The sequence below is a fragment of the Demequina sp. NBRC 110053 genome, from assembly GCF_002090095.1.
Lineage (GTDB): Bacteria > Actinomycetota > Actinomycetes > Actinomycetales > Demequinaceae > Demequina.
The window spans coordinates 104,359-128,696 of record NZ_BBRJ01000002.1; the positions used below are offsets into that span (position 1 = coordinate 104,359).

The 24,338-nt window shown below is 69.5% G+C and carries 22 protein-coding genes; 13 read left to right on the forward strand and 9 right to left on the reverse strand.

All coding sequences use genetic code 11. The features are described from left to right. Positions 1-111: 111 nt before the first annotated feature. Positions 112-1,152: a DUF4192 domain-containing protein gene (locus B7K22_RS11765; protein ID WP_159448702.1), complete on the reverse strand. Its 1,041-nt coding sequence runs from the start codon at positions 1,150-1,152 to the stop codon at positions 112-114. Positions 1,153-1,404: 252 nt separating this feature from the next. On the opposite strand from B7K22_RS11765, the gene B7K22_RS11770 reads away from it, so the two are divergent. Then, complete coding sequence (locus B7K22_RS11770; protein WP_159448703.1) at positions 1,405-2,481, forward strand: polyprenyl synthetase family protein; 1,077 nt, start codon at positions 1,405-1,407, stop codon at positions 2,479-2,481. Positions 2,482-2,490: 9 nt separating this feature from the next. On the opposite strand, the gene B7K22_RS00535 is transcribed toward B7K22_RS11770, so the two are convergent. Continuing rightward, complete coding sequence (locus tag B7K22_RS00535; protein WP_084037865.1) at positions 2,491-2,841, reverse strand: Rv2175c family DNA-binding protein; 351 nt, start codon at positions 2,839-2,841, stop codon at positions 2,491-2,493. Positions 2,842-2,994: 153 nt separating this feature from the next. Between B7K22_RS00535 and B7K22_RS12390 the strand changes: the two genes are divergently transcribed. Beyond that, a complete protein-coding gene (locus B7K22_RS12390; RefSeq protein WP_084037866.1) occupies positions 2,995-4,338 on the forward strand; it encodes a lytic transglycosylase domain-containing protein in 1,344 nt (447 codons plus the stop codon). Positions 4,339-4,398: 60 nt separating this feature from the next. Continuing rightward, a complete protein-coding gene (gene pknB / locus B7K22_RS00545; RefSeq protein ID WP_159448704.1) occupies positions 4,399-6,357 on the forward strand; it encodes a Stk1 family PASTA domain-containing Ser/Thr kinase in 1,959 nt (652 codons plus the stop codon). A gap of 76 nt (positions 6,358-6,433) precedes the next feature. Here pknB and B7K22_RS00550 read toward each other — a convergent pair whose 3' ends face one another. Genes B7K22_RS00550 through B7K22_RS00565 form a run of 4 tightly spaced genes read right to left on the reverse strand, consistent with a single transcriptional unit; the run spans position 6,434 to position 10,740 of the window. Then, on the reverse strand, positions 6,434-7,780 hold the full coding sequence (locus B7K22_RS00550) for a class II 3-deoxy-7-phosphoheptulonate synthase (RefSeq protein ID WP_084037868.1): 1,347 nt from the start codon (positions 7,778-7,780) through the stop codon (positions 6,434-6,436). Positions 7,781-7,783: 3 nt separating this feature from the next. Beyond that, on the reverse strand, positions 7,784-8,983 hold the full coding sequence (locus tag B7K22_RS00555; RefSeq protein ID WP_084037869.1) for a pyrophosphate--fructose-6-phosphate 1-phosphotransferase: 1,200 nt from the start codon (positions 8,981-8,983) through the stop codon (positions 7,784-7,786). Positions 8,984-9,038: 55 nt separating this feature from the next. Further along, positions 9,039-9,755: a 1-acyl-sn-glycerol-3-phosphate acyltransferase gene (locus tag B7K22_RS00560; RefSeq protein WP_084037870.1), complete on the reverse strand. Its 717-nt coding sequence runs from the start codon at positions 9,753-9,755 to the stop codon at positions 9,039-9,041. Positions 9,756-9,774: 19 nt separating this feature from the next. Then, positions 9,775-10,740, reverse strand: a complete 966-nt coding sequence (locus B7K22_RS00565) for an ROK family glucokinase (protein ID WP_084037871.1) — start codon at positions 10,738-10,740, stop codon at positions 9,775-9,777. Between the two features lie 46 nt (positions 10,741-10,786). Here B7K22_RS00565 and B7K22_RS00570 point away from each other — a divergent pair, with 46 nt between their 5' ends. After that, complete coding sequence (locus B7K22_RS00570; protein WP_234983243.1) at positions 10,787-12,616, forward strand: long-chain fatty acid--CoA ligase; 1,830 nt, start codon at positions 10,787-10,789, stop codon at positions 12,614-12,616. Between the two features lie 127 nt (positions 12,617-12,743). On the opposite strand, the gene B7K22_RS00575 is transcribed toward B7K22_RS00570, so the two are convergent. Further along, positions 12,744-12,938 (reverse strand): hypothetical protein, encoded by a 195-nt coding sequence (locus B7K22_RS00575; protein WP_084037872.1) that lies wholly within the window; start codon positions 12,936-12,938, stop codon positions 12,744-12,746. 90 nt (positions 12,939-13,028) lie between these two features. Here B7K22_RS00575 and B7K22_RS00580 point away from each other — a divergent pair, with 90 nt between their 5' ends. After that, positions 13,029-14,717 (forward strand): DEDD exonuclease domain-containing protein, encoded by a 1,689-nt coding sequence (locus B7K22_RS00580; RefSeq protein WP_084037873.1) that lies wholly within the window; start codon positions 13,029-13,031, stop codon positions 14,715-14,717. A 21-nt stretch (positions 14,718-14,738) separates the two neighbouring features. Here B7K22_RS00580 and trpD read toward each other — a convergent pair whose 3' ends face one another. Both trpD and B7K22_RS00590 read right to left on the reverse strand, forming a co-directional pair. Continuing rightward, complete coding sequence (gene trpD / locus B7K22_RS00585) at positions 14,739-15,779, reverse strand: anthranilate phosphoribosyltransferase (protein ID WP_084037874.1); 1,041 nt, start codon at positions 15,777-15,779, stop codon at positions 14,739-14,741. Positions 15,780-15,810: 31 nt separating this feature from the next. Further along, the gene (locus B7K22_RS00590) at positions 15,811-16,248 is read right to left on the reverse strand and encodes a response regulator transcription factor (protein WP_084039602.1); all 438 of its coding nucleotides are present in this window, start codon (positions 16,246-16,248) and stop codon (positions 15,811-15,813) included. 113 nt (positions 16,249-16,361) lie between these two features. Here B7K22_RS00590 and B7K22_RS00595 point away from each other — a divergent pair, with 113 nt between their 5' ends. From B7K22_RS00595 to B7K22_RS00630, 8 genes are all read left to right on the forward strand, one after another. Continuing rightward, a complete protein-coding gene (locus B7K22_RS00595; RefSeq protein WP_084037875.1) occupies positions 16,362-16,994 on the forward strand; it encodes a heme-copper oxidase subunit III in 633 nt (210 codons plus the stop codon). 14 nt (positions 16,995-17,008) lie between these two features. Next, positions 17,009-17,791 (forward strand): c-type cytochrome, encoded by a 783-nt coding sequence (locus tag B7K22_RS00600; protein ID WP_084039603.1) that lies wholly within the window; start codon positions 17,009-17,011, stop codon positions 17,789-17,791. After that, the gene (locus tag B7K22_RS00605; RefSeq protein ID WP_084037876.1) at positions 17,788-18,903 is read left to right on the forward strand and encodes a Rieske 2Fe-2S domain-containing protein; all 1,116 of its coding nucleotides are present in this window, start codon (positions 17,788-17,790) and stop codon (positions 18,901-18,903) included. The genes B7K22_RS00600 and B7K22_RS00605 overlap by 4 nt, the downstream gene beginning before the upstream one ends. After that, entirely contained in the window at positions 18,903-20,612 is a 1,710-nt protein-coding gene (locus B7K22_RS00610; RefSeq protein ID WP_084037877.1) for a cytochrome bc complex cytochrome b subunit, read from the forward strand. The genes B7K22_RS00605 and B7K22_RS00610 overlap by 1 nt, the downstream gene beginning before the upstream one ends. A 203-nt stretch (positions 20,613-20,815) precedes the next feature. After that, positions 20,816-21,436 carry a superoxide dismutase gene (locus B7K22_RS00615; RefSeq protein ID WP_084037878.1) on the forward strand — a complete coding sequence of 207 codons (621 nt, stop codon included), beginning with the start codon at positions 20,816-20,818 and terminating at the stop codon, positions 21,434-21,436. A gap of 83 nt (positions 21,437-21,519) precedes the next feature. Then, positions 21,520-22,242 carry a potassium channel family protein gene (locus B7K22_RS00620; protein ID WP_084037879.1) on the forward strand — a complete coding sequence of 241 codons (723 nt, stop codon included), beginning with the start codon at positions 21,520-21,522 and terminating at the stop codon, positions 22,240-22,242. Between the two features lie 213 nt (positions 22,243-22,455). Next, positions 22,456-23,505, forward strand: coding sequence for a permease (locus B7K22_RS00625; RefSeq protein ID WP_084039604.1), 1,050 nt, complete (start codon positions 22,456-22,458; stop codon positions 23,503-23,505). Then, positions 23,498-24,325, forward strand: coding sequence for a TIGR03943 family protein (locus B7K22_RS00630; protein WP_084037880.1), 828 nt, complete (start codon positions 23,498-23,500; stop codon positions 24,323-24,325). The genes B7K22_RS00625 and B7K22_RS00630 overlap by 8 nt, the downstream gene beginning before the upstream one ends. The last annotated feature ends 13 nt before the right edge of the window (positions 24,326-24,338 follow it).

A 24,338-nucleotide genomic window follows, 5' to 3' on the forward strand; every position in this document is an offset into this window, starting at 1 on the left:
CTCAGCTGACGTCGGGAGCATGGGAGGCTCCTTCCGCCTCGCGCAAATCCATTCAAGTATAACGAAGATCACCCACGGAGTGTTCCGGCGTGACAGCGCGAGCTGCGAGGCTCACCATCGCGCCCACGCCGGGCGCAGGTCAGCCTCGCACATCTGCGCGACCAGCTGCGCGAGCGAGTAGTCGGGGTCGCACGACAGCGCTCGCGAGGTCGCGGACAGCGCCCCATCGAGCGACCCGGCCCACCACAGCAGGACGGCCTCGAGCGCGTGCACGCCGGCACGATCGCGCCTGCGCGAGACCCGCGCCACCGAGCCGCACCACTCCAGCGCCTCCTGCACCTGAGCGCGCCGCGGTGGCGGGTGGCTCGCGTCATGAAGTGCGCCGTCGAGCACTCGCGCGACCTCCTCGCTCGCGCGCCCAGCGAGAGTGTCCTCGATCTCGCGCTGGCCACCTCGAAGCCACGCGACCATCAGGGCATCTCGAACGCGCACGTCTCGCAGCGACACCGCTGCTCGGCCGAGATCCAGCACCGTCGCGTCGGGGCGGGCCGACTCACGCACCTTGACCAGGGCGGCGGCGCGCCAGCCCGGCGTGTCCGCCTCCCGACGGCGCCACCAGCGATCGCCGGCGCCGCTCGCGCGACGGCGCTCGGCAGCGGCCTCCTCGAGGCCAGCGGGGCTGCCGGAGAGCTCGAGGCGCTCCCCTGGCGCGCCGTTGGCCCTGCGGGAATGCGCGGACGTCGGCGGCAGCGCACGCCCCCGAGCCGGACAGCACGCCTCGTCCCCGCACCCAGGGGACCAGTACCTCTCGCCATCGCACACCCACAGATCCACGTCGATGCTGCAGGCGGTCAGCGCCTGCGCGAGCTGCGTAGCCGCCTCGCACCCCGCGCCGCCGGAGGGCTTCGACGTGAAGCTCACCAGGATCGCGCGAGCGACGCGACTCCTGCTCGCCTCGGTCGCCACGGCCCGCGCCACCTCGCCGTCGAGGTCGCGCAGCACCAGGTCAGTCCTGTCGATGCGCGCGAGCACCTCGATGGCGCCCGTCTTCGCCACCCCCGCGAGGATCACCTCCTCGTGGGGGACGTACCCGAGCATGCGAGGAATCGCGGCGATGAGCTCGCCGGGGCCGTGGATCAGTCGAGTCTGCATGGTCTCCACGCTGGTGGCGACCATGACCCTGCCGCTCGGCCACGCCGCGGTTCTGTTGAGGGCGCCGCCCACGTTCGCGCCTGGGGACGGCGCTCCCCGGGGGGATCCTCTGACGATGCGAGGTGGCGCGCACGGCATCGACACGCCGCTGCAGCGCCGCGCGCTCTGCATGCTCTGCCCGGGCGGCTCATCCCAGCACGAGCACGTGCGGCCGGACCAGTCGCCGACTCGCGCGCACATAGGGTGGACGACGTGACCCACGACTTCACCGCCTGGCGCAGGAGCATCGACGCCAGCATCGAGGCCACCCTCGCGCTCAGTGTCGCGGCGACCGCACCTGCCGGGCCGGGGGTGCGCGAGATCACCGATCCGCTGCTGGCCACCGCGGCAGGTGGCAAGCGCGTGCGCGCCCTCCTGCTTCTGGCCTCCCACCTGGCGTACGGAGGCAGCGACGACGAGGCGGCTCTCGCCGTCGCGACGTCGCTCGAGCTCTTCCAGACGGCGGCTCTGGTCCACGACGACGTGCTCGACAGGTCCGAGTCGCGTCGAGGGCGGCCCGCGGCACACCGCGTGATCGCGCACGTGCACGCGCGCGGGGCGTGGCACGGTGACGCCGCCGCCTTCGGCGAGGCTGGTGCGATCCTGGCAGGCGACCTCGCTCTGATGGCGTGCCAACGCGCGCTCGGCTCGGCCGTCGCACGCCTCGACAGCACGCGCGCAGCAGCGGTGCAGGGCCTCTTCTGCGACATGGCCGACCTTGTCACCGCCGGCCAGTATGCGGACATGCGGGCGGCCGCCCAGCCATTGGACGCGTTCGCGGGGCAGGCCGAGGAGATCGCGGCCGTCATGCGTTCGAAGACCGCCTCCTACACCGGAGAGTTCCCGCTGGCGCTGGGCGCGGCCATCGCGGGCGCCCCCGGTGCCTCCGTCGAGGAGAGCCGACGCGCCGGGAGGGACCTCGGCATCGCCTTCCAGCTCCGCGACGACCTCCTCGGGCTCATGGGCTCTCCTGACGTCACCGGCAAGCCGGCTGGAGACGACGTGCGCGAGGGCAAGCGCACGGCAGTCCTGTGGCGGGCGTGGACGCAGGCCGATCGCGGCGGACGCGAGGCGATCGGTTCCGTGCTCGGCAATCGCGACGCGACCGAGGCGCAGGTCGCTGAGGTCATCCGCGCGGTGCGGGCCACCGATGCCGAGAGCTGGTGCGAGGCGCAGATCGCGCAGCATGCGGACCGCGCCCGCGAGACGCTGGCTGCAGCCGGGATGAGCGGGGACGGTCTCTCCCGGGTTCTCGACCTCGTCGCGCGCGCGGTCTCCCGGACGAGCTGATCTCCGCGCTCAGAACAACGTCTGCGCCGCGCGCCTGACCGGCGCGCGCCGCCCCTCCCGCAACGCGACCAAGGGCTCGACGCCCAACTCGTCGTTGTGGCTGAGAAGCCACTCGGCGCTCTCCGCGTCCGTCAGCCCCGCGTCCGAGAGCATGGTGATGGTGCCGGGCAGCGTCGCGAGCACTCTGGCGCCTCCCTCCCGCTGCTCGATGAATCCCGCTGGCAGGTGCCAGGCATCGCTCGGCCCACGCCGCACGGCGATGACCTGGCGCAGTCGGATCATCTCCCGCACGTCGGACGCGGTGACGCCCAGCGCATCGGCGAAGTCGGGCACATTCAGCCACTCGTTCCACTCGCTCACGTCACCAGCCTACAAAGCGGCGACCCGCCGAGGGCCCGCCGCCGACGCGCGGCAGGGTGACGGGCGCCCTTGCGCGGCCCTCGCGGGCGGGGTTACAGTCACATGTGTCACACCTGTCACATGAGACACTTCTGTCTCAGCGAGGAGATCAGCATGGGACGTCGAACCGCTGCAGCGCGTGCGCTGCGCACCGCCGCGCTCGCCACCGCCGCCGCCCTGTCGGCGACCACGCTCGCCACGCTTCCCGCAGCGGCCGACGAGCGGCACCGCGTCCAGCCAGGTGACACGGTCAGTGCTCTGGCACACCGCTACGACTCCTCGGTTGCCGCGATCTCGCGGGCCAACAACCTCAACTCCCGAGCGGTCATCCTGATCGGGCAATCCCTCGTCATCCCGACAGGCGCGTCCGCAGCGGCGCCGACGTCCGCGCGCTCCGGCTCGCACACGGTGGTGCCAGGCGACACGATCTCGGGGCTCGCCGTCACGTACGGCACGACCGTCTCCGCCATCGTCTCCGCCAACCGGATCTCCAACGCATCGCTGATCCACATCGGCGACACGCTGTCGATCCCCGGCGCCGGGAGGTCGTCAGGCTCGACGGCGGCGCAGTCCGTCGACACGTCGGCCTCGGGCACCTACATCGTCGCCGCGGGCGACACGGTGTGGGATCTTGCCCGCCGTCACGGCGTCTCCGTGTCCTCGATCACCTCGGCGAACGACCTCGGCCGGAGCGCAGTCATTCGTGTGGGTCAACGGCTACGCATCCCTGGCGCCAGCGCCGCAGGCTCCGCCAAGGCGACCTCAGGCGCGAAGCTCGCCACCGACGCCAACCTCGGCGACTTCGGCGGCGCCACGCAGTCGTACACGGTGACGGCGGGCGACACTCTCGCCGCCATCGCGAACCGATTCGGCGTATCGACCACCGCCATCGTGTCCGCGAACGGGATCAAGAACCCATCGCTCATCCGCGTGGGCCAGACGCTCACCGTCCCGGGCGGCGTCCCGAGCGGGCTCGTCGGGGACACGTTCGCGGGTCGCACCTACGCCGCCGGCGTCGTGGGTGCAGCCAACCAGAACAAGGCGACCCTCAACGCAACGGACGTCCCCTCTCGCGATCAGATGCAGGCCATGATCGTCGCGACCGCCAAGGACTATGGCGTCGACCCCGCGCTCGCGCAGGCGGTCGCGTACCAGGAGTCCGGCTTCAACATGCGAGCAGTCTCCCCCGCCAACGCCGTCGGCGCGATGCAGGTGATCCCCTCCACGGGCGCGTGGGTCTCGGACCTCGTGGGACGCGACCTCAACCTGCTCGACCCCCGGGACAATGTGACCGCAGGAGTCGCGCTGCTCCGGCACCTGCAGCGCGATGGCCGCGCCCTGGAGACCGCGATCGCGGGCTATTACCAGGGTGAAGCCGGCGTCAGGAAGTACGGGATGCACGCTGACACCCGCCAGTACGTCGCGTCGGTCCTGGCGCTGATGAGCCGCTTCGACTGACCGTGACTGGCCCGGCGCGCGTCGCCTGATTCGCATCGCGGGGCGCATAGAATGCTCACTGTGTCCGACACGATGACCGACCCGCTGATCGGCCGTCTCATCGACGGCCGCTACGAGGTGCGCGAGCGCATCGCGGCGGGCGGCATGGCGACCGTCTACGTCGCGCACGATCAGCGACTCGAGCGCGACATCGCGCTCAAGGTGATGCATCCACACCTGGCAGCCGACGCCTCGACGGCCGACTTCGTCGCCCGCTTCCAGCGCGAGGCGAAGGCCGCCGCGCGGCTCACCCACCCCGGCATGGTGCGGGTGTACGACCAGGGTGTCGACGGGTCGGTGTCCTATCTGACCATGGAGTACGTCGAGGGCGAGAACCTGCGCCAGCGGCTCGCGCAGGAGCACACCATGGCGGTGGGCGAGGCGCTCACGATCGCTGAGTCGGTGCTCGATGCTCTCGCGGCCGCTCACCGCAAGGGCCTGGTCCACCGCGACGTCAAGCCTGAGAACGTGCTCCTGGACGACACGGAGCAGCCCAAGCTCGCCGACTTCGGCCTGGCGCGTGCCGTCACCGAGGTCACGAGCACCTCGACCGGGATGCTGCTGGGCACGGTCGCGTACCTCGCACCCGAGCTCGTCGCCGATGGTGACGCAGACGCCCGCGCAGACGTGTACTCCTGCGGCATCCTGCTGTACGAGATGGTGACCGGGCGTCAGCCCTTCACGGCCGAGACCGCACTGGGCGTGGCGTCTCGCCACGTACACGAGGACGTCCCGCCTCCCTCGGCGATGGTGCCGTGGCTGCCGGCAGAGCTCGACGACCTGGTGGCCTCGCTCACCGCTCGCGACCCGGCACTTCGGCCAGCCGACGCGAGCGTCGCTCTCGCGGCGATCCGTCAGACCCGCGCGCTCATCGACGACCCGACGCTGGACCGCAGGGCGGATCCTCCCAGCGGTGCGGTGCCCGTCGCAGAGGACGCCGGCGCCACGACAGTGCTGTCAGAGGCGCCGTCAGGATCGACCGTCGCGCTCCCCATCGGCCTGGGTGGAGACGCGCGTGCCGTGGACGTTCTCGACGCAGAGATCCTGGACGACGATCCGGAGGCGATCGAGCCCGAGACGCCGAACCATCGCGCCGGCTGGTGGTTGGGCGCGACCCTCGCGACGCTGCTCGTCCTGGGAGGCCTGGGCTTCTGGTGGTACCACTCGGTGGGCCCAGGCGCCTTCACCACCGTGCCCGACGTGCAGACCGAGCCAGAGGCGGCCGCTGCGGAGACGCTCACGGCACTCGGCTTCGAGGTCGAACGGAGCTACGAGAACCACGACGACATCGCCGAGGGCCTCGTGATCGGCACTGAGCCCGCTGCTCAGTCGCGGGCGCCAGATGGCGCCGTCATCGAGCTCATCGTCTCCGAGGGAGCCCGCGAGGAGACCATCCCCGACGTCGTCGGGCTCTCCGAGGAGGATGCCCGCGAGGCGCTGGGGAGCGTGGGTGAGACGGGCTTCCCCGTCGGGGACGCGATCCTCGAGTACTCGGACACCGTGCCCCAGGGCGAGGTGATGTCGGTCTCCCCTGCGGAGGGAGAGCTCGTGCGCCACGACACCGAGGTCACGCTCGAGGTCTCCAACGGCCCTGAGCCCATCGAGATCCCCGATCTCATCGGCATGACCGAGGAGGCCGCCATGGCCGCCCTCACCGAGTTCGCGATCACGCCAGAGGTCGAGTACGGCCGCACGGACGAGGTCGACGAGGGCGAGGTCTATGCCCAGACTCCCGAGGGCGGCTCCGAGGGGCTGCGCACGCAGGACATGACCATCACCGTGTCCGAGGGACTGCCGCTCGTGGACGTGCCGGACGTCCGTGGCCGTAGCTTCGAGAACGCCCGCGCCGAGCTCGAGGCGCTCGGCTTGACGGTCTCCGGGGACGACAACCCCTGGAACTTCTCGACAGTGGTCTTCAACATGGAGCCCGCACCCAACACTGAGGTCGAGCCGGGCAGCAACGTCTACCTCGAGTACTGACCCGGTTCTCGATAGACCGTGGGGAGGGCCGATGCGCGGGTCTCCCGCGCATCGGCCCTCCCCGGCGTCGTGTGGCTCAGCCCTGGCTGAGGAGCTCGGACACCTTGAAGGCCATCTCGAGCGACTGCTGGTGGTTCAGGCGCGGGTCGACCTTGGTCTCGTAGCGCCGCGCGAGGCCTTCGTCGTCGATCTCCTCGGTGCCGCCCAGGCACTCCGTGACGTCGTCGCCCGTGAGCTCGACGAGAAGGCCGCCGGGAACGGTTCCCGCCGCCGCGTGGACCTCGAAGAAGCCTGCGACCTCATCGAGGATGGTCTCGAAGCGTCGGGTCTTGTACCCCGACTCCGACGTGAAGGTGTTCCCGTGCATCGGGTCCGACAGCCACGTCACGACCACCCCTTCGTCCCGCACGGCCTCCACCAGCGGCGGAAGGTTGTCGCGGACCTTGTCGGCGCCCTGGCGCACCACGAAGGTGAGGCGGCCGGGGATGTTGTCGGGATTGAGGCGCGCCGCGAGGGCGAGCGCCTCCGACGGCTGGGCCGTGGGGCCGAGCTTCACGCCGATGGGGTTGTGGATCCTCGACATGTACTCGACATGTGCACCGTCGAGCTGACGTGTGCGCTCGCCGATCCATACGAAGTGCGCGCTCGTGTCGTAGGCCAGCCCCGACCGCGAGTCGATGCGCGTGAGCGCCCGCTCGTAGTCGAGCAGCAGCGCCTCGTGGCTCGAGAACAGGTCGACGGTCTTGAGGGCGTCGAAGTCGCCGCCGGCCGCCGCCATGAAGCGGACGGCGCGATCGATCTGGGCGGCCATCTGCTCGTACTTCGCGTACGCCGGGTTCGCGGCGAAGCCCTTGTTCCACGAGTGCACGCTGCGCAGATCGGCGAAGCCACCGTGCGTGAACGCGCGGATCAGGTTCAGCGTCGAGGCGGACACGTGGTACGCCTCGAGCATGCGCTCGGGATCCGGGATGCGCGCCTCAGGCGTGAACGCCGAGCCGTTGATGATGTCGCCGCGGTACGCGGGAAGCGTCACGCCATCACGAGTCTCGGTGTCGGACGACCGCGGCTTCGCGTACTGCCCCGCCATGCGGCCGATCTTCACCACCGGCGTGGACGCGCCGTACGTGAGGATAACGGACATCTGCAGGATGGTCTTGATCTTGTTGCGGATGCGGTCGGCGGTCGCCTCTTCGAAGGTCTCCGCGCAGTCTCCGCCCTGGAGCACGAAGGCCTCCCCACGTCCAGCGGCCGCAAGGTGCTCGCGGAGCACGTCCGCCTCGCCGGCGAACACCAGCGGCGGCACCTTGGCGAGACGGTCCGTGACCGACGCGAGCGCCTCCGCATCCGGCCATGCGGGCTGCTGGAGCGCCGTGCGGGCACGGTAGGAATCGACTCCAGCGGACTGGAGCGTCGTCTCAGTCATCGCTCACCCCTGGCCGATCTCGCTAAGGGTGCGGGTGTACCACGGCGTGGTGACGTCGAACGGCTTGTGGCCCGCGATGCGCGGGAACTCGATCGACTTGAGGCGACCGCCGTCCTCCTCGTCGTGCCCGATCACGCCGGCCTCGCCCTTGAAGGCGCACTCGACGGCGTAGTCGGTCATCGACTTGATGAGGCGCAGGTCCTGGGCGTTCGCCTTGGCGGAGCGCGAGAAGTAGCCCGACTTCTGGACCATCACCTTCTCGGCGCCGATGCGCTCCGCGAACTGCTTCGCGAACCACTGACCGGGGTTGATGTCGTCGAGCCGCACATGTCCGAACGGGTCGCGAGCGACCTCGCCGCCCGAGGCCTCGATCTCCTGGACGATCTCCGGCACTCCGGCGCCCTCCGACAGGAAGATGTTGACGTTGCCCACCTCGTCCATCACCGCCTTGAGGCGCGTGGCCTCGGCGTCGAGGTCGATCGACTGCTCGGGCACGTAGAGGCCGTGGATGTCCCAGCGCTCCTTCGACAGGCCGATCTCGGGCAGCCACTCCTGGGTGTCGAGCCACTGGCGGTACTTGAGGGCCGATGCGGCGGTGAGCCAACCGCAGGCGCGTCCCATCACCTCGTGGACGATCAGCATGCGGGGGCCGGACCGGTGCTCGCCGATGACGTTCTGCGCGAACACGCTCGCCTGCTCGGCGGCGCTCCACGCGCCCAGGCTCTGCTTGATCGGCACCACGTCGTTGTCGATGGTCTTGGGCAGGCCCACGACCGTGAGGTCGTAGTCGTTGTCCTTGAGGAACGCGGCGAGGTCCGCGGCGGTGGTGTTCGTGTCGTCGCCGCCGATGGTGTGGAGGACGTCGACACCGTCAGCCTTCAGCTGGTTCGCGGCGACCTCGAGTGGGTTCTGGCCCTCCTGAACGAGACCGCGCTTGACGCAGTCGGCGGTGTTCGTCAGCTTGACGCGGGAGTTGCCGATGGGCGATCCACCGAACTCGTGCAGAAGGCCGGCCTTCTCACGCACCTCGTCCGTCACCGTCACATACTTGCCCTGCAGCAGTCCCCAGTAGCCGTGCTGGTACGCGATGATCTCCACCTCAGGCGCGATCTCGGTGTAGCGGCCGATGAGACCGCCCACGGCGGAGGACAGGCACGGGGCGAAACCGCCTGCGGTGAGCAGGGCGACACGGCGGACCGACATGGTGAACCTTTCGTGGTGGAGGTATGACCCGCCCATCATAGGGCGGCGTCAGAGGTCATTCTGCGGGGCTCGGGCGGCTCGGACCGCCGCGCTCCAGCTCCCGCTTGTACTGAGCCGAGTCGCGATCGACGTACTCCTGGCCCGACAGCTCCTGGATCGCGGACATGACGGAATCTGTCACCTCACGCAGCGCGTCGCGATCGTCCTGGCGACCCGCGTATGCGTCCAGCCTGACCGCAGGGCCGATGCGCACCCCGATGTCGGTGCGCTTGGGCACGGTCTTGCCGATGGGCTGCGCGACATCCGTGCCGATCATCGCGACCGGGATGATGGGCACCCCGGCCTCGATGGCCATCCGTGCGAGCCCTGTCTTCCCTCGGTACAGCCGTCCGTCAGGGCTGCGCGTGCCCTCGGGGTAGATGCCCAGGAGCTCACCGGACTGCAGGACCTGCAGCCCTGTGCGCAGCGCCGCCTCCGACGCACGGCCGCCGCCGCGGTGAACCGGGATCGTGCCCACGCCCTCCATGAAGGAGCGGGTGGCGTAGCCCTTGATGCCCTTGGCGGTGAAGTACTCGGACTTCCCCAGGAACACGACCTTGCGCTTGATCACCAGCGGGAGGAAGAAGGAGTCGGACACCGCCAGGTGGTTCGACGCGAGAATCGCACCGCCGGTGGCAGGCACGTTGTCCTCGCCCTCCACCCACGGGCGGTAGTAGCCCTTGAGCGGGGGGCCGATCAGCACGTGCTTGAACAACGTGTAGTAGGCGCTCATGCCGCTCTTCCCACCTCCCTCAGGCCTGACTCAGCGACGCCTCGCGCGCGAGGGCGGCGGCGCCGACGATCCCTGCATCGTTCCCCATCGCGGCGGCGACGATCGGCGCGACCGGCCGATGCCCCAGCGCGGGAAGGTTCTCCCGGTAGGCCTCGCGCGCTGGGCCCAGGAGGAGCTCCCCGGCGCCGATCACGCCGCCGCCCACGACGAACGACTCGGGGTCGAGCACCGCGGCAAGCGACGCCGAGCCCGCACCGATCCATTCGCCGAGCTCGGCGAGCAGCTCGATGCCGAGCTCATCGCCGTCCTCGGCGGCATCGGTCACATGGGGCCCGACGATCGCGGCAGGGTCTCCACCGGCACGAGCGATGAGCCCCGCGGCCCGCACCGGACGCTCTGCCGCGGCGCGACGCGCCTCGCGTACGAGAGCCGATCCAGAGGCGTACTGCTCCCAGCAGCCCCGGTGCCCGCAGCCGCACGGATGACCGCCGGGCTTGACGCGCACGTGCCCGAGCTCCGCGGCGAAGCCGTACGCCCCCCTCACCAGCTGACCCTCGGAGATGATGGCCGCGCCCAGCCCGGTGCCGATGGTGAGCATGACCATGTCGCGAACCTCGCGGCCGGCTCCGAAGCGGAACTCGCCCCACCCCGCGGCGTTGGCGTCGTTCTCGACGACGACCTCGACGTCGTCGCGGTCGATGAGCGCCTCGACCTTCGCAGCGAGGTCGTACTCCCGCCATGCGATGTTCGGGGCGAACAGCACGCGCCGACGGTCGGAGGACACGAACCCGGCCGCCGCGACGCCGATGTGGTGGAACTCGTGACGCTGGGCGAGCTCGGCCACGGCGTCGGCGATCGCCTCGTCGATGCTCGCCGCGTGCTCGGGCTGCGTCTTCCGTCTGACCTTCTCGACGATGGCGCCGTCCGCATCGACCACGCCGACGGCGATCTTGGTGCCGCCGATGTCGACGCCGATTGCATGCATGAAACGGTTCTCCCAGGGTCGTTGGTGGCTCACCCAAGAGAGTATCGTGAGCGTCACCGTCCTGACTGCCAACGGAGACACCATGGGAACGCCCGGCATCGACTATCCGCCCAGCATCATCGCGCTCGTCAGCGAGGCCTGGTCCACTCATGCGGACAGAGTCGTGATGCGGTACCCGGATGCCGACGACGAGTGGGTCGACGTGACGGGGGCGCAGGCGCAGCAGCATGTCAATGACGTTGCCAAGGGGCTGATCGCGCTCGGCGTCGCCGCCGGCGACCGGGTCGCCATCCTGTCCCGCACGCGCTACGAGTGGACGGTCCTCGACTTCGCCATCATGTCGGCGGGCGCGATTCCCGTGCCCATCTACGACACCTCATCCGAGTCGCAGATCGACTGGATCACCTCGGATGCCGAGGTCAAGCTCGTGGTCGCGGAGACCACGGCTCACGCCGCCAGGACTCGCGCGGCGGCCGCTGACGAGGAGAGCCCCATCGAGACGGTGCTCACCATCGACGACGGCGCGCTCGACGATCTGATCGCCCAGGGGCGCGAGGTCACCGACGATGCGCTCGCCGCGAGGATCGCGTCGCTGGGGCACGACTCGCTCGCGACCATCATGTACACCTCGGGCACGACGGGCCGTCCCAAGGGCGTGCGCCTGACGCACTTCTCCTATGTGCGCCACATCGCGGGCATCCAGGACACCATGGGCGCCGTCCTGTTCGAGGAGGGCGCGTCCACGGTGCTGTTCTTGACGCTCGCGCACTCCCTCGCACGACTCGTGGAGATCGCGCTGGTCGCCTCGGGCATGGTGATCGGCTTCTGCCCCGACCCCTCGAAGCTCGTGCCAGCCATGCAGTCCTTCCACCCGACGCTCGTCCTGGCCGTGCCCCGAGTCTTCGAGAAGGTCTACAACTCGGCGGAGCAGAAGGCCGCCGCGGGCGGCAAGGTGAGGATCTTCCGCTGGGCGGCGAAGCAGGCCATCGACTACTCCAAGGCGCTCGACGCCGGGGGGCCGTCGATCGCTCTCAAGGTCCGCCACGCCGTCGCCGACCGCCTCGTGCTCTCCAAGATCCGCGAGGTGCTAGGCGGCAAGGCGCATTGGGCGATCTCCGGCTCGGCACCGCTGGGAGATCGCCTCGGGCACTTCTACCGCGGACTGGGCCTCACGGTGCTCGAGGGCTACGGGCTGACCGAGACCAATGCCGCCTCCCACGTGAACGTCCCCGAGCTCGCCAAGATCGGCACCGTGGGGCCCCCGCTGCCGGGCATCGAGGTGTCCATCGCCGAGGACGGGGAGATCCTCATGCGCGGCGAGCAGCTGTTCGAGGGATACCACCGCAACCCCGATGCCACGGCCGAGTCCATCGCCGACGGCTGGTTCCACACGGGAGACATCGGCGCCGAGGACGAGGACGGCTACCTGACCATCACGGGCCGCAAGAAGGAGCTCATCGTCACCGCGGGCGGCAAGAACGTCGCGCCGGCGGAGCTCGAGGATGGGATCCGCTCCTACGTGCTCGTGAGCCAGTGCGTGGTCGTCGGCGATGCGCAGCCCTTCATCGCCGCGCTCGTCACCCTCGACGCCGAGGCGCTACCCGGGTGGCTCAAGGCCAAGGGCATGGAGCCCATGACCGTCGCTCAGGCTGCGCAGGACGAGCGCATACTCGCGAGTCTTCAGAAGGCCATCGATCGAGCGAACACTGCGGTGTCGAAGGCGGAGTCCGTCCGCACCTTCCGCATCCTCGAGGACGACCTCACGGTCGACAACGGCATGCTCACGCCGTCGTTGAAGGTCAAGCGGGGGCGAGTCCTCGAGCAGTACGCCGAGGTCATCGACGAGATCTACGCGGCGAAGCACTCGCACAGCTGACACCGGGCGCGCGGCGCGGCGACACCGGGCGCGCGGCGAGCTGAGCGCGCCGACGGCCCGGGCGTCCGATGTGGGCGCGAGGGAACGCCACGGCTCGGCCGCACCGGCCGGGCCGCACTCGCGGCTGTCAGCTGGCGCGGTCGCCGCGCACCAGGCGCAGCGGCGGAACCAGACCGCCGCGCACCAGGGCGTCGACGGCTGCTGCCTGGTCGTCGTCCATCTCGACGGGCTCCGGCTGGCGCACCGGGATCGTCAGGAAGGACACCACGCAGTCGCCGCACGCCTTGCCGCGGACCTCGCACGTATCGCAGTCGATGATCATGGGGATCACGCTAGGGACACCGACTGACATCGCCTCAGCTGCGTCGCTCCGCGGTCAGCGGTGTCACACCCGCGGCGTACTGTCGTGCTCATGACCGTGACCGCACAGGCGACCCTCGCCGACTTCGGCGAGCCGCTCTCGCAGACCACCTTCGTCGTGGTGGACCTCGAGACCACCGGCGGATCGCCCCGCGACTGCGCGATCACCGAGATCGGCGCCGTCAAGACCCGCGGCGGAGAGGTCGTGGGCGAGTACCAGACGCTCGTCGATCCCGGGCAGGCGATCCCGCCCATGATCGTGGCGCTCACGGGCATCACGCAGGCGATGGTCACGACCGCTCCCCGCATCGGCGAGGTGCTGCCGTCGTTCCTCGAGTTCCTGGGCGACGGCGTGCTGGTCGCGCACAACGCCAGGTTCGACGTCGGCTTCCTCAAGGCGGCGTGCGCTGCGGAGGGATACGACTGGCCACGGCCGGAGGTCGTCGACACGGTCACCCTGGCGCGGCGTGCCACGACCAAGGAGGAGGCGCCCAACAAGAAGCTGTCGACGCTTGCCAGGGTGTTCGGCACGGCCGTGACTCCCAACCACCGGGCTCTCGAGGACGCTCGAGCGACGTCAGAGGTGCTGCACGGCATGCTGGAGCGCCTGGCCGCGTTCGGCATCACCCACCGCGAGGATCTCGACGCCCTGCGCAACCCGGTGCCGGCCACCCTCCGTCGCAAGGCCACCATGGCCGACCGCCTGCCCGCCAAGCCCGGCGTGTACGTCTTTCGCGGCCCGCGCGGCGAGAGCCTCTACGTCGGCACCTCGCGTAACCTGCGATCGCGAGTGAAGTCGTACTTCACCCGCGGCGAGACGCGCCGCGGGATCCGCGAGATGCTCGAGCTCGCTGTCGACGTGGACGCGACGGTGTGCGCGAGCGAGCTCGAGGCGAACGTGCTCGAGATCCGCATGATCGACGCCCTGCGACCACGCTACAACCGCCGCTCGATGCGACCCGAGCGCGCTCGGTGGGTGCGCCTGACCGACGAGCGCTACCCCCGTCTCGCAGTCTCGAAGGCCGCCGCCGGGCGAGACGGCTGGCTGGGACCCATGCGCTCAGGCTCAGCAGCGCGCGAGGCGATCACGGCGCTCGAGGACGCGCTCGGCGTACGGACGTGCACGACCCGCCTCACGATCGAGCCTCGCGCGGGCGCGCGCGCGTGCATCCTGAAGGACACGGGCGCATGCGCGGCGCCGTGCGTTCGGGGCGCGAGCGCTGGGTACGAGACCGCTGCCGAGAGCGCGAGAGCGGCGCTGGCGGGCGAGGTGTCGTCGGTGGTCGAGGCGCTCGCGGGCGCCGTCGCGAACCACGCGGAGCGCCTCGACTACGAGCGAGCGAAGGAGGTGCGCGACTCGCTCAGCGCGGTGGTCGACGCGGCGGCCCGACAGGAGCGACTGCGGTCTCTCGCCGCGTGCAGGATCGTCGCGGTTCGCCGCATCGACGACCGTTGGGAGCTGATGGCGACGGCCGGGGGCGCGCTCACGGGGGCCTCACGAGTGGAGCACGGCGTGTGGGCGGCCGCCGATGCGCTGCGCTCCACGTGGGACGGGCTGGACCTCGGCGCGCCGGTGCTGATCGAGGAGCAGGAGCTGATCCTCAGGTGGCTCGAGCGCCCTGGAACTCGGTTGCTCCACGTCGACGGCGAGTGGGCGTCGCCCGTCGACGGCGCAGGTCGACACCTGCGCTGGGTCGAGGCCAAGCGCGCGGACCCGGCGGACGGCAGCACGCGCCGCTGACGCCGGATCGCCGCGACGGTGCTACGACCGCGACGCAGCCGCCCAGCGCTCCAGCACGCCAGCGGCGGAGCCGGAGTCGATGGCGGATTCGGCGATCGAGATACCGGCGGCGAACCGCTCCGCGATGGTCCCCGAACGCGTGCCGTCGAGCGTCGCGTCCGCGACGAGGCCGGCCGCGGCGTTGAGCACGACCGTGTCCCTGACAGGGCCGTGCGCCCCCGCGAGGACCTCTCGCGCGACCGCGGCGTTCTCCTGCGCCTCGCCTCCCCGCAGATCCTCGAGACGGATCGCCGGCATCCCGAGGTCGGCGACGGGATCGAGGCGCATCTCGAGCACCTCTCCCCCGCGGACCTCCCACAGCGTCGCAGGCGCCGTAGGCGCGAGCTCGTCGAGCCCATCGTCTCCGTGGAAGACCAGCGCCTCGCGCCCCTGCGAGGCGATGACGCCTGCGAGGACTGGGGAGACCCGCATGCTCGACGACCCGATGGCGGTCGAGGCTGGCTGCGCTGGGTTCGTGAGAGGCCCCAGGATGTTGAACGTGGTGGGGATGCCCAGCTCCTTGCGGATGGGCATCGCGAAGCGCATCGACGGGTGGAACACCTGGGCGAAGCAGAACGTGATGCCCACCTCGGTCGCGAGCTCGGCCACGTGCGCCGGCGGCAGCTCGAGGTTGACGCCCAAGGCGGCCAGCACATCGGCGCTGCCCGACTTCGACGTCGCCGCCCTGTTGCCGTGCTTGACCACCGTCAGCCCGGCGCCAGCGATCACGATCGACGCCATCGTCGAGATGTTCACGGTCTGCGCCCCGTCGCCCCCTGTGCCGACGATGTCGACGGACCGGCCGGGCACCTCGAAGCGCACCGCGTGCGCGAGCATGGCGGCCGCGAGGCCTGCCACCTCCGCAGGCGTCTCGCGCTTCACTCGCAGCGCGGCGAGGAAGCCAGCGACCTGAACGGGAGAGGCCGCGTCGGTGAGGACGTCGTCCATGACCGCGGCGGTCTCCTCCGCAGTCAGGTCCTCGTGCTCGACCAGGCGTGACAGCAGATGCTGCAGAGTGGCCACGGTGCCTCCTCGGGCGGGTGGTCGGACGAGATCAGGCGGTGTGCTCAGCAGGCGCGAAGAAGGAGTCGACCGTGTCACGCACGGCGAACGGATCGAGCGGGTGCGCGACGGCGGCGTCCGCCTCCGACCACGTCGCGAGCCACGCGTCACCTGGCCTGCCGACCAGCAGCATGATGGGCGGGCAGTCATAGATCTCGTGCTTGATCTGCCGGCAGATCCCCATGCCGCCGGATTTGGCGGCCTCGCCGTCGAGGATCAGCAGGTCGAACCGCCTGGTGTCCACCGCGCCGATGACAGCGTCGTGCGTCGCCGTCTCGAGCCACTCGATCTCACGACCGTGCGTCGAGGAGCCCACCGCGAACCGCACCTTCTCGCGAACATTGCGGTCATCGCTGTACAGGAGGATGCGGGCCTTGGCGGATCCGACGGCGCTCTCGCCGCGCTTCGCCACGTCACTGATGCCAGTCATGACGGCCATTCTGTCACGAACTCTCGACCGCATCGGCTGCTCGACGAGGAACCTCCTGGACAGGCCGCGCGTTCTGGCCTCTAGGACGAAAGTCTTAGGCAATAATGGGTGCCATGTCCCACGCGACGACGACTGTGCCGTCCCCCATTCACGCGACCCGACCCAATCAGGTCGCGGTCGGAACCATCGTCTGGCTCTCCTCCGAGCTGATGTTCTTCGCGGGCCTGTTCGCGATGTACTTCACGCTTCGCGCGCAGGTGCCGGACGTCTGGGCCGAGCAGACGCAGCTGCTGAACATCCCCTTCGCACTCGCGAACACCACCATCCTGGTGCTGTCCTCGTTCACCGCGCAGGCAGGCGTGTTCGCCGCGGAGCGCTATCAGCGCCGTCGCGAGGGCTCGATCTGGAACGTCCGCCGCTGGGGCATGCACGAGTGGTTCGTCCTGACGTACATCATGGGCTCGATCTTCATCGCTGGCCAGGTCTTCGAGTACGCGGAGCTGGTGTCGCACGGCCTGACGATCTCGTCCAGCCCCTATGGTTCGGTCTTCTACCTCACCACCGGCTTCCATGGCCTCCACGTCCTGGGCGGCCTGATCGCCATGCTGTTCGTCCTGGCGCGCTCCTTCGCGGCCAAGAAGTTCGGCACGCACGAGGCCACCACCACGATCGTCGTGTCCTACTACTGGCACTTCGTCGACGTGGTGTGGATCGCCCTGTTCGCCGTGATCTACCTGGTTCAGTAGGGATGTCAAGCACGATGCACGCAATCGCCCGCAGGCGTCACCACCGCGCAGCCCCCCTGCTGCTGGTGCTGATGCTGCTCGCACTCATCACCGGCGTGGCCGCCGTCGCGGCTCCGAGCGCTACCGCCACCACGGAGGCCTCTGCCGACGACATCGCTGAAGGCGAGCGTCTCTTCGCCGCCAACTGCGCGTCATGCCACGGGCTCGACGCGCAGGGCACCGAGGGCGTCGCGCCGTCGCTCGTGGGCGTGGGCGCCGCGGCGGTGGACTTCCAGGTCGGCACGGGTCGCATGCCCATGCAGGCCTCGGGTCCCCAGGCTCTCGCCAAGCCCCCGCAGTTCGACCAGGAGGAGATCAACCAGCTGGCCGCCTGGGTCGCGTCGCTCGGCGCCGGTCCCGCGATCCCCACCCCAGAGCAGGTCGACCCCGAGCTGGGCGACGCCGCGAACGGCATGCTCGTGTTCCGCACCAACTGCGCGATGTGCCACGGCTCGATCGGCGGCGGAGGCGCCCTCACTCAGGGCAAGTTCGCGCCGTCGCTGCTCGAGACCACGCCCGAGCACATCTACGAGGCCATGCTCACCGGCCCGCAGTCGATGCCGGTCTTCAACGACGCCAACATCACGCCCGAGCACAAGCGCGACGTCATCGCCTACCTGGACTTCCAGAGCAATGGCTCACCCGGCGGATTGAGCCTGGGCGCCATCGGACCTGTCTCCGAGGGTCTGTGGGCCTGGCTGGTCCTCCTCGGCCTGATCATCGCCAGCACCATCTGGGTAGGAGCCCGTTCCTCATGAGCGCCCCCGAGAACCGCACCGACCACACCGACCTCACGGATCCCGACGTCCACGACGCGAGTCATGGTGACGGCGGAGGCGACGTGATGAACGGCTTCACGAACCCCGGACTGGGCGAGCACCGCCCGCGCAAGGCGGACGTCGACGACAAGGCCGACAGGCGGGCCGAGCGCCAGACCGCGGCGCTTTTCGGCATCTCCATCCTGGGCACCGTCATCGCGCTCGTCGCCTACTTCGTGCTGAACGACCACGACGCCGGCGATGTCGCGTCGATCCGCCAGGTGAACATGTGGATCGGCATCGGCCTGTTCCTCGCCATGATCGGCATCGGCCTGGGCGCGATCCACTGGGCGAAGTCGCTGATGCGCGACCACGAGATGATCGAGGACCGGCACGAGCTGCGCAGCTCCGACGAGGCCCGCGCAGGCGCGATCCAGAACCTCAAGGACGGCGTCGAGGACTCCGGACTGGGCGGCCCCAAGCGTCGCTCGGTGCTCAAGGGTTCGCTCATCACCGCGCTCGCCGTCGCTCCCCTCGCCGTGCTCGTCCCGCAGATCGGCAACATGGGCGGGGACTGGAACGTCTCGAAGTTCCGCCACACGCTGTGGGGCGCCGGCGTGAAGCTGACCCGCGACCCCGACGGCGCACCCATCCGCGCGGCCGACGTCACCATCGGCTCCGTGTTCCACGTCATCCCCGAGGGCCTCAACGAGCTCGACCACCACCACCTGATGCAGGAGAAGGCCAAGGCGGTCGTGCTGCTGGTGCGCCTCGACCCCGCGGACCTGAAGATCCAGGAGGGACGCGAGGACTGGTCGTTCGACGGCATCGTCGCGTACTCCAAGATCTGCACACACGTGGGCTGCCCCGTCGCCCTGTACGAGCAGCAGACCCACCACCTGCTGTGCCCATGCCACCAGTCCACGTTCGATGTGTCCGATGGCTGCAAGGTGGTCTTCGGGCCCGCGAAGCGTCCCCTGCCCCAGCTCCCCATCGCCGTGGACGACGAGGGCTACATCGTCGCTCAGGCCGACTTCGACGAGCCCATCGGGCCGTCCTACTGGGACCGCCTCAAGGGTGGCGACGTGACCGTTGAGGAGGAGTCCCACTGATGGGCGCCAAGCTGAACTCCGCTGCCGCTGGCACCGCCAACTGGGCTGACGAACGCACCTCGATCGGCGGGTTCGTCAAGTTCTTCGCACGCAAGCTGTTCCCCGACCACTGGTCGTTCATGCTGGGCGAGATCGCACTGTACTCGTTCATCGTCCTGCTGCTGTCGGGCGTGTTCCTCACGGCGTTCTTCGTCCCCTCGATGACCGAGGTGCACTACGAGGGTCCGTACGAGACCATGCACGACGTCGCGATGACGGAGGCATTCGCCTCGACGCTCAAGACCTCGTTCGAGGTGCCAGGCGGCCTGCTGATCCGTCAGATCCACCACTGGGCCGCGCTGCTGTTCCTCGCGGCGATCATGACCCACATGTGCCGCGTGTTCTTCACCGGCGCGTTCCGCAAGCCGCGCGAGCTGAACTGGCTCGTGGGCTTCACCCTCATGGTCCTGGGCCTTGCAGCCGGCTTCTCCGGCTACTCCCTTCCCGACGACGTGCTGTCGGGCAACGGCCTGCGCATCATCGACGGCGTGGTGAAGTCCATCCCGATCCTCGGCAGCTACATCTCGTTCTGGATGTTCGGCGGCGAGTATCCCGGTGTCGACATCATCCCCCGCCTGTTCACGATGCACATCCTGCTCGTGCCGGGCCTGATCCTCGCGCTGATCGCGCTGCACCTGTTCCTGGTCTTCCTGCACAAGCACACGCAGTACCCCGGCGGCGGCAAGACGCACAAGAACGTGGTGGGCCTGCCGCTGTTCCCCGTGTACACGGCGAAGGCCGGCGGCTTCTTCTTCGTCGTGTTCGGCATCATCGCGCTGGTCGCATCGGTGTTCACCATCAACCCCGTGTGGAACTACGGCCCCTACGATCCGTCACCGGTCTCCGCGGGCACGCAGCCCGACTGGTACATCCTCTTCGTCGACGGCGCACTGCGCCTCATGCCCGGATGGCTGTTCGGGCTGCCGCTGGAGTGGGAGATCTGGGGCTACACGCTGTCCTGGAACATCCTCATCCCCGCGGTGATCGTCCCCGGGATCTTCTTCGGGATCATCGCGCTGTACCCGTGGCTCGAGGCCTGGGCGACGGGCGACAAGGGCGAGAAGCACGTGCTCGACCGGCCTCGCAACGTGCCGGTGCGCACGGGCATCGGCGTCGCGCTGATCACCTTCTACGTGATCCTCGTCATCGAGGGCTCGAACGACATCGTGGCCAACCTCTTCCATCTGTCGCTCAACGACATCACGATCTTCTTCCAGTGGGGCATCTTCATCATTCCGCCGCTCGCGTTCTGGATCACGAAGCGCATCTGCCTGGGTCTGCAGCGCAAGGACCGCGAGCTCGTGCTGCACGGCCACGAGACCGGCACCATCGTGCGCTATGACCACGGCGAGTACATCGAGGTGCACCGTCCGCTCGACGAGCAGGAGCTGTGGCTGCGAGTCTCCTACGACAATCACACCCCGCTCGAGATCGCTCCGGAGCTCAACGACCACGGCGTGGCTCGCAAGGGCTACCGCTGGGATCGCTTCAAGCAGCGGCTGTCACGCTTCTACTACGAGGAGCGCGTCGAGCCGGTGACGCGCCTCGAGCTCGAGGCGGCACACCACCACCACGACGCGCAGGGCGCGCACGAGGCCGCCGAGGCAGAGGAGTCGAGCGAGCGGCTCGATGACGAGTGGGAGCAGCTCGAGGACGGCGCCAAGCGCTAGTCGCGATCTGGGCTCGTACGAGAGGCCGGTCACCCCGGGGGTGGCCGGCCTCTCTTCATCCCCCGAGGAATCCCCTGGCACCGACGTGTGTTGACACGCGAAGGTGCACCCTGCGGGCCGGTTCGCACGGCGCTAGGCTCGGGTGGTCACCCTGCTCAATCACTGCGTGGCGACCGCTCGCCACGCCCGAACCGGGAGGAACCATGGCTGACTACACGTTGCCTGACCTGAGCTACGACTACGGCGCCCTGGACCCGCACATCGCGGGCGAGATCATGGAGCTGCACCACTCGAAGCACCACGCGGCGTACGTCGCAGGCGCGAACACCGCACTCGAGAAGATGGCCGCCGCGCGCGAGTCGGGCGACTTCGGGCCCATCGCCGGCCTCGAGAAGGCGCTCGCGTTCAACCTGGGCGGCCACACCAACCACTCGGTGTTCTGGACCAACATGTCGCCCGACGGCGGAGACAAGCCCACCGGCGAGCTGGCCGCGGCCATCGACGAGCACTTCGGCAGCTTCGACGGCTTCCAGGCGCACTTCACCAACAACGCGATGACGATCATGGGCTCCGGCTGGTCCATCCTCGCGTGGGACAGCATCGGCTCGAAGCTGGTGATCGTGCAGCTGTACGACCAGCAGGGCAACGTTCCCGTCGGGCTCATCCCGCTGCTGATGCTGGACATGTGGGAGCACGCGTTCTACCTCCAGTACAGGAACGTGAAGGCCGACTACGTGAAGGCCTGGTGGAACGTCGTGGACTGGGGCAACGTCCAGCAGCGCTTCATCACGGCGACCGCGACCCAGGGCCTCATCGTCCAGTAGGCCGCACACCACTCCACGCCGCGGGGCGGGTCCGATCGGACCCGCCCCGCCGTGCGTCAGCACGAGGACGATAGGTTGTCACCATGTCAGTCAACGCCCTGAGCGACTCCAGTGCGCGCAAGCCCGCCTTGGCAGCGGAGCAGCGGTCGTCGCTGTGGCTGCTGCTGGCGAGCCTGGTGGTGCTGCAGTTCGGCTACCCGGTGACGGACGCGGGCACGTGGTGGACGGTCGCCTACCTTCTCGTCTATGGCGGGGTGATCGCCTTCGGCGTGCGCACGGTGCGGCCGGACCCTCGGCGGTACTGGCCCGTCGCCGCGGCGTCGGTCGCCCTGGTCGTCGGCGGCACGTGGTTCGCCGTCCAGCAGGACAGCGTGCAGGCGACCGGCGCGATGCTCTGCGGCGTAGGTCTGCTGCAGCTCACGCTGCTCGTCGTGCTCCTCACCCGCCTGATCCGTCCGCCGGACGACGCGCACACCGTGGACCTGCTGCTCGTGGCTGTGTGCGCCTACCTTCTGATGGGCGGCGTGTTCGGCGTCGCCGCGAGCCTGATCGAGTTCGGGCAGCCCGGGAGCTTCGTCGACAACGCCCACGGCGCGGTCGAGGTCGGCTGGCAGAGCCTCTTCTACGGCAGCTTCGTGACGCTCGCCACCCTCGGCTACGGCGACGTGGTGCCGGTCGAGGCCTGGGCACGCGCGTTGTGGTCGTTCGAGGGCGTAGCGGGAACGCTGTTCCTCGCCGTCGTGATCGCGAGGCTAGTGGGCGTGGCCGGGTTCGCCGAGCGCGACCGTCGCTCCAACGCGTCCTGACGGCGGCGCCGATCGCGCGCACCTCAGCGCTGCGTGCACCTCACCTGGTCGGAGTTCGCGTAGAGTGCTAGCACTGCGCTGACGACGGCTCCCGGTCGTCGTCAGCGGTCTCACCGGGCAAGGAAGTGCGGTCGAGGCGACCGGCGCTGACTCTTGGCGGTGAAGATGGCGAAGCGACGTCGCTCCGGTCAGGGGCGTGCCCGCCCGCAGCGGATGGAGCGCCAGGCTCCCTCGGGTGCCGTGCTGACGCGCCCGCGCGTCGCTCGCCCTGCGGCGCCGCGCGCGTGGACCAGGCGGTCCCTCACCTGGGCGGCAGGAGCGATCCTCGCGGTCGTCGCCGCCGGGTTGTTGCTGCAATCGCTGCCGGGAGGCGCGCTCCCCGACCGCGTTCAGGACGGCATGACGCTGGCGATCAGCGTCATCATCGAGGCGATGCCCTTCGTGATGCTCGGCGTGCTGCTCGCCGTCGTCGTCGAGGTGTGGGTGCCGTCGGGGGTTATCGAGCGCTGGCTGCCGCGCCGACCCGCCATGCGCCGTGCGGCGCTGTCGCTGCTCGGCATGCTCATCCCTGTGTGCGAGTGCGGCAATGTGCCGTTCGCCCGCGGCCTCCTCATGCGGGGGTTCACCGTCCCCGACACGCTGACGTTCCTCATGGCGGCCCCCATCGTCAATCCGATCGTGATCATCACGACCCATCAGGCCTTCGGCTTCTCCGATGGCATACTGGTGGCGCGACTGCTCGGCGGCTTCGCGATCGCGAACGTCATCGGGTGGCTGTACAGCCGTCATCCGCAGCCGCAGACGCTCCTCACGTCGCGCTTCCAGGCCGCATGCGACACGCCGCCCGACCATGTGCACGGCTCCCGGACCACCCGCTCGGTCGCGCAGATGGTGGTGGAGCTGCGCGCGATCATGCCCGCTCTGATCCTTGGCGCTGCGCTGGCGGGCGCGATCCAGGTGGTGGTGCCGCGCGACGTGCTGGTCTCGATCGGCAGCGATCCGGTGCTCTCGATAGCCGCCATGATGGCGCTGGGCGTCGTGGTGGCGATCTGCTCCAACGTGGATGCCTTCTTCGCGATGTCGTTCGCGTCGGCGTTCACGCCAGGCTCCATCGTCGCCTTCCTGCTCGTGGGCCCCCTGATCGATGTCAAGATGCTCACGCTGCTGCGGACCACGTTCACGACGCGCCTCCTCGTCGGGATGATCGCCGTGGTCATTCCCAGTGCCTACCTCATCGGATCGGCGGTGAACCTCCTTGCATGACCTCTGGGATCGATGGCTCGGCGTCGGGCTCGCCACGCTGCTGGGCGTCGCCACGCTGGTGCTGACCGCGACGGATCGGCTGTCGCTGTACATCAATCCGTCGAGCTCGTGGTTCGCGGTGGCGATGGCCGTCGTCGCGGTCGGCGTGGGCGTGGCGGGGATCGCGATGCGCCGTGGGCTGGAGAGCGACCACGGTCACGACCACGGCGACGGCGGCGCTCACGGCCATGGCTCGCGAAGCGCCGGCGACGGTTCAGCCACCACCATGCACGACGTGCCAGGCGATGAGGACTCGCCCCTCTCGCCCCAGCGTCTTGCGCCCCTCGCGACGGCGACAGGCGGCTCGTTGGCGTCCGTCGTGGTGCTGGCCGCATGGGCGCTGCCTGCCACCACCTTGTCGGTGGACGTGGCGGCGAGTCGCGCCTCGGACACTCCTGCGCTCTTCGGTGGCGAGGAGACCGTCGAGCTCGCCCGCAGCGGCGACACCGAGTCCTTCGGGATTCCCGAGTGGGCGACCGTCTTCGCATCCACCACGACGCCGGAGACGTTCCGGGGCGACCAGGTGGAGCTGCTGGGGTTCGTCATGGAGGATCCGGACTCGCCGGATCGCTTCCTCCTCACCCGGATGGTGATCACGCACTGCGCGATCGACGCCCAGCCCGCCTACCTGCCGGTGACTGACGCGGGTTGGCAGGCGGACCTCGAGGCGGGCGACTGGGTCGACGTGAGCGGCACGATCACTCTGACGGACGGCTCACTCGCGATCGATCCCACATCGGTGACCCCGGTCGATCAGCCCGAGGACCCCTATGAGTACTGAACAGTCAGCACGC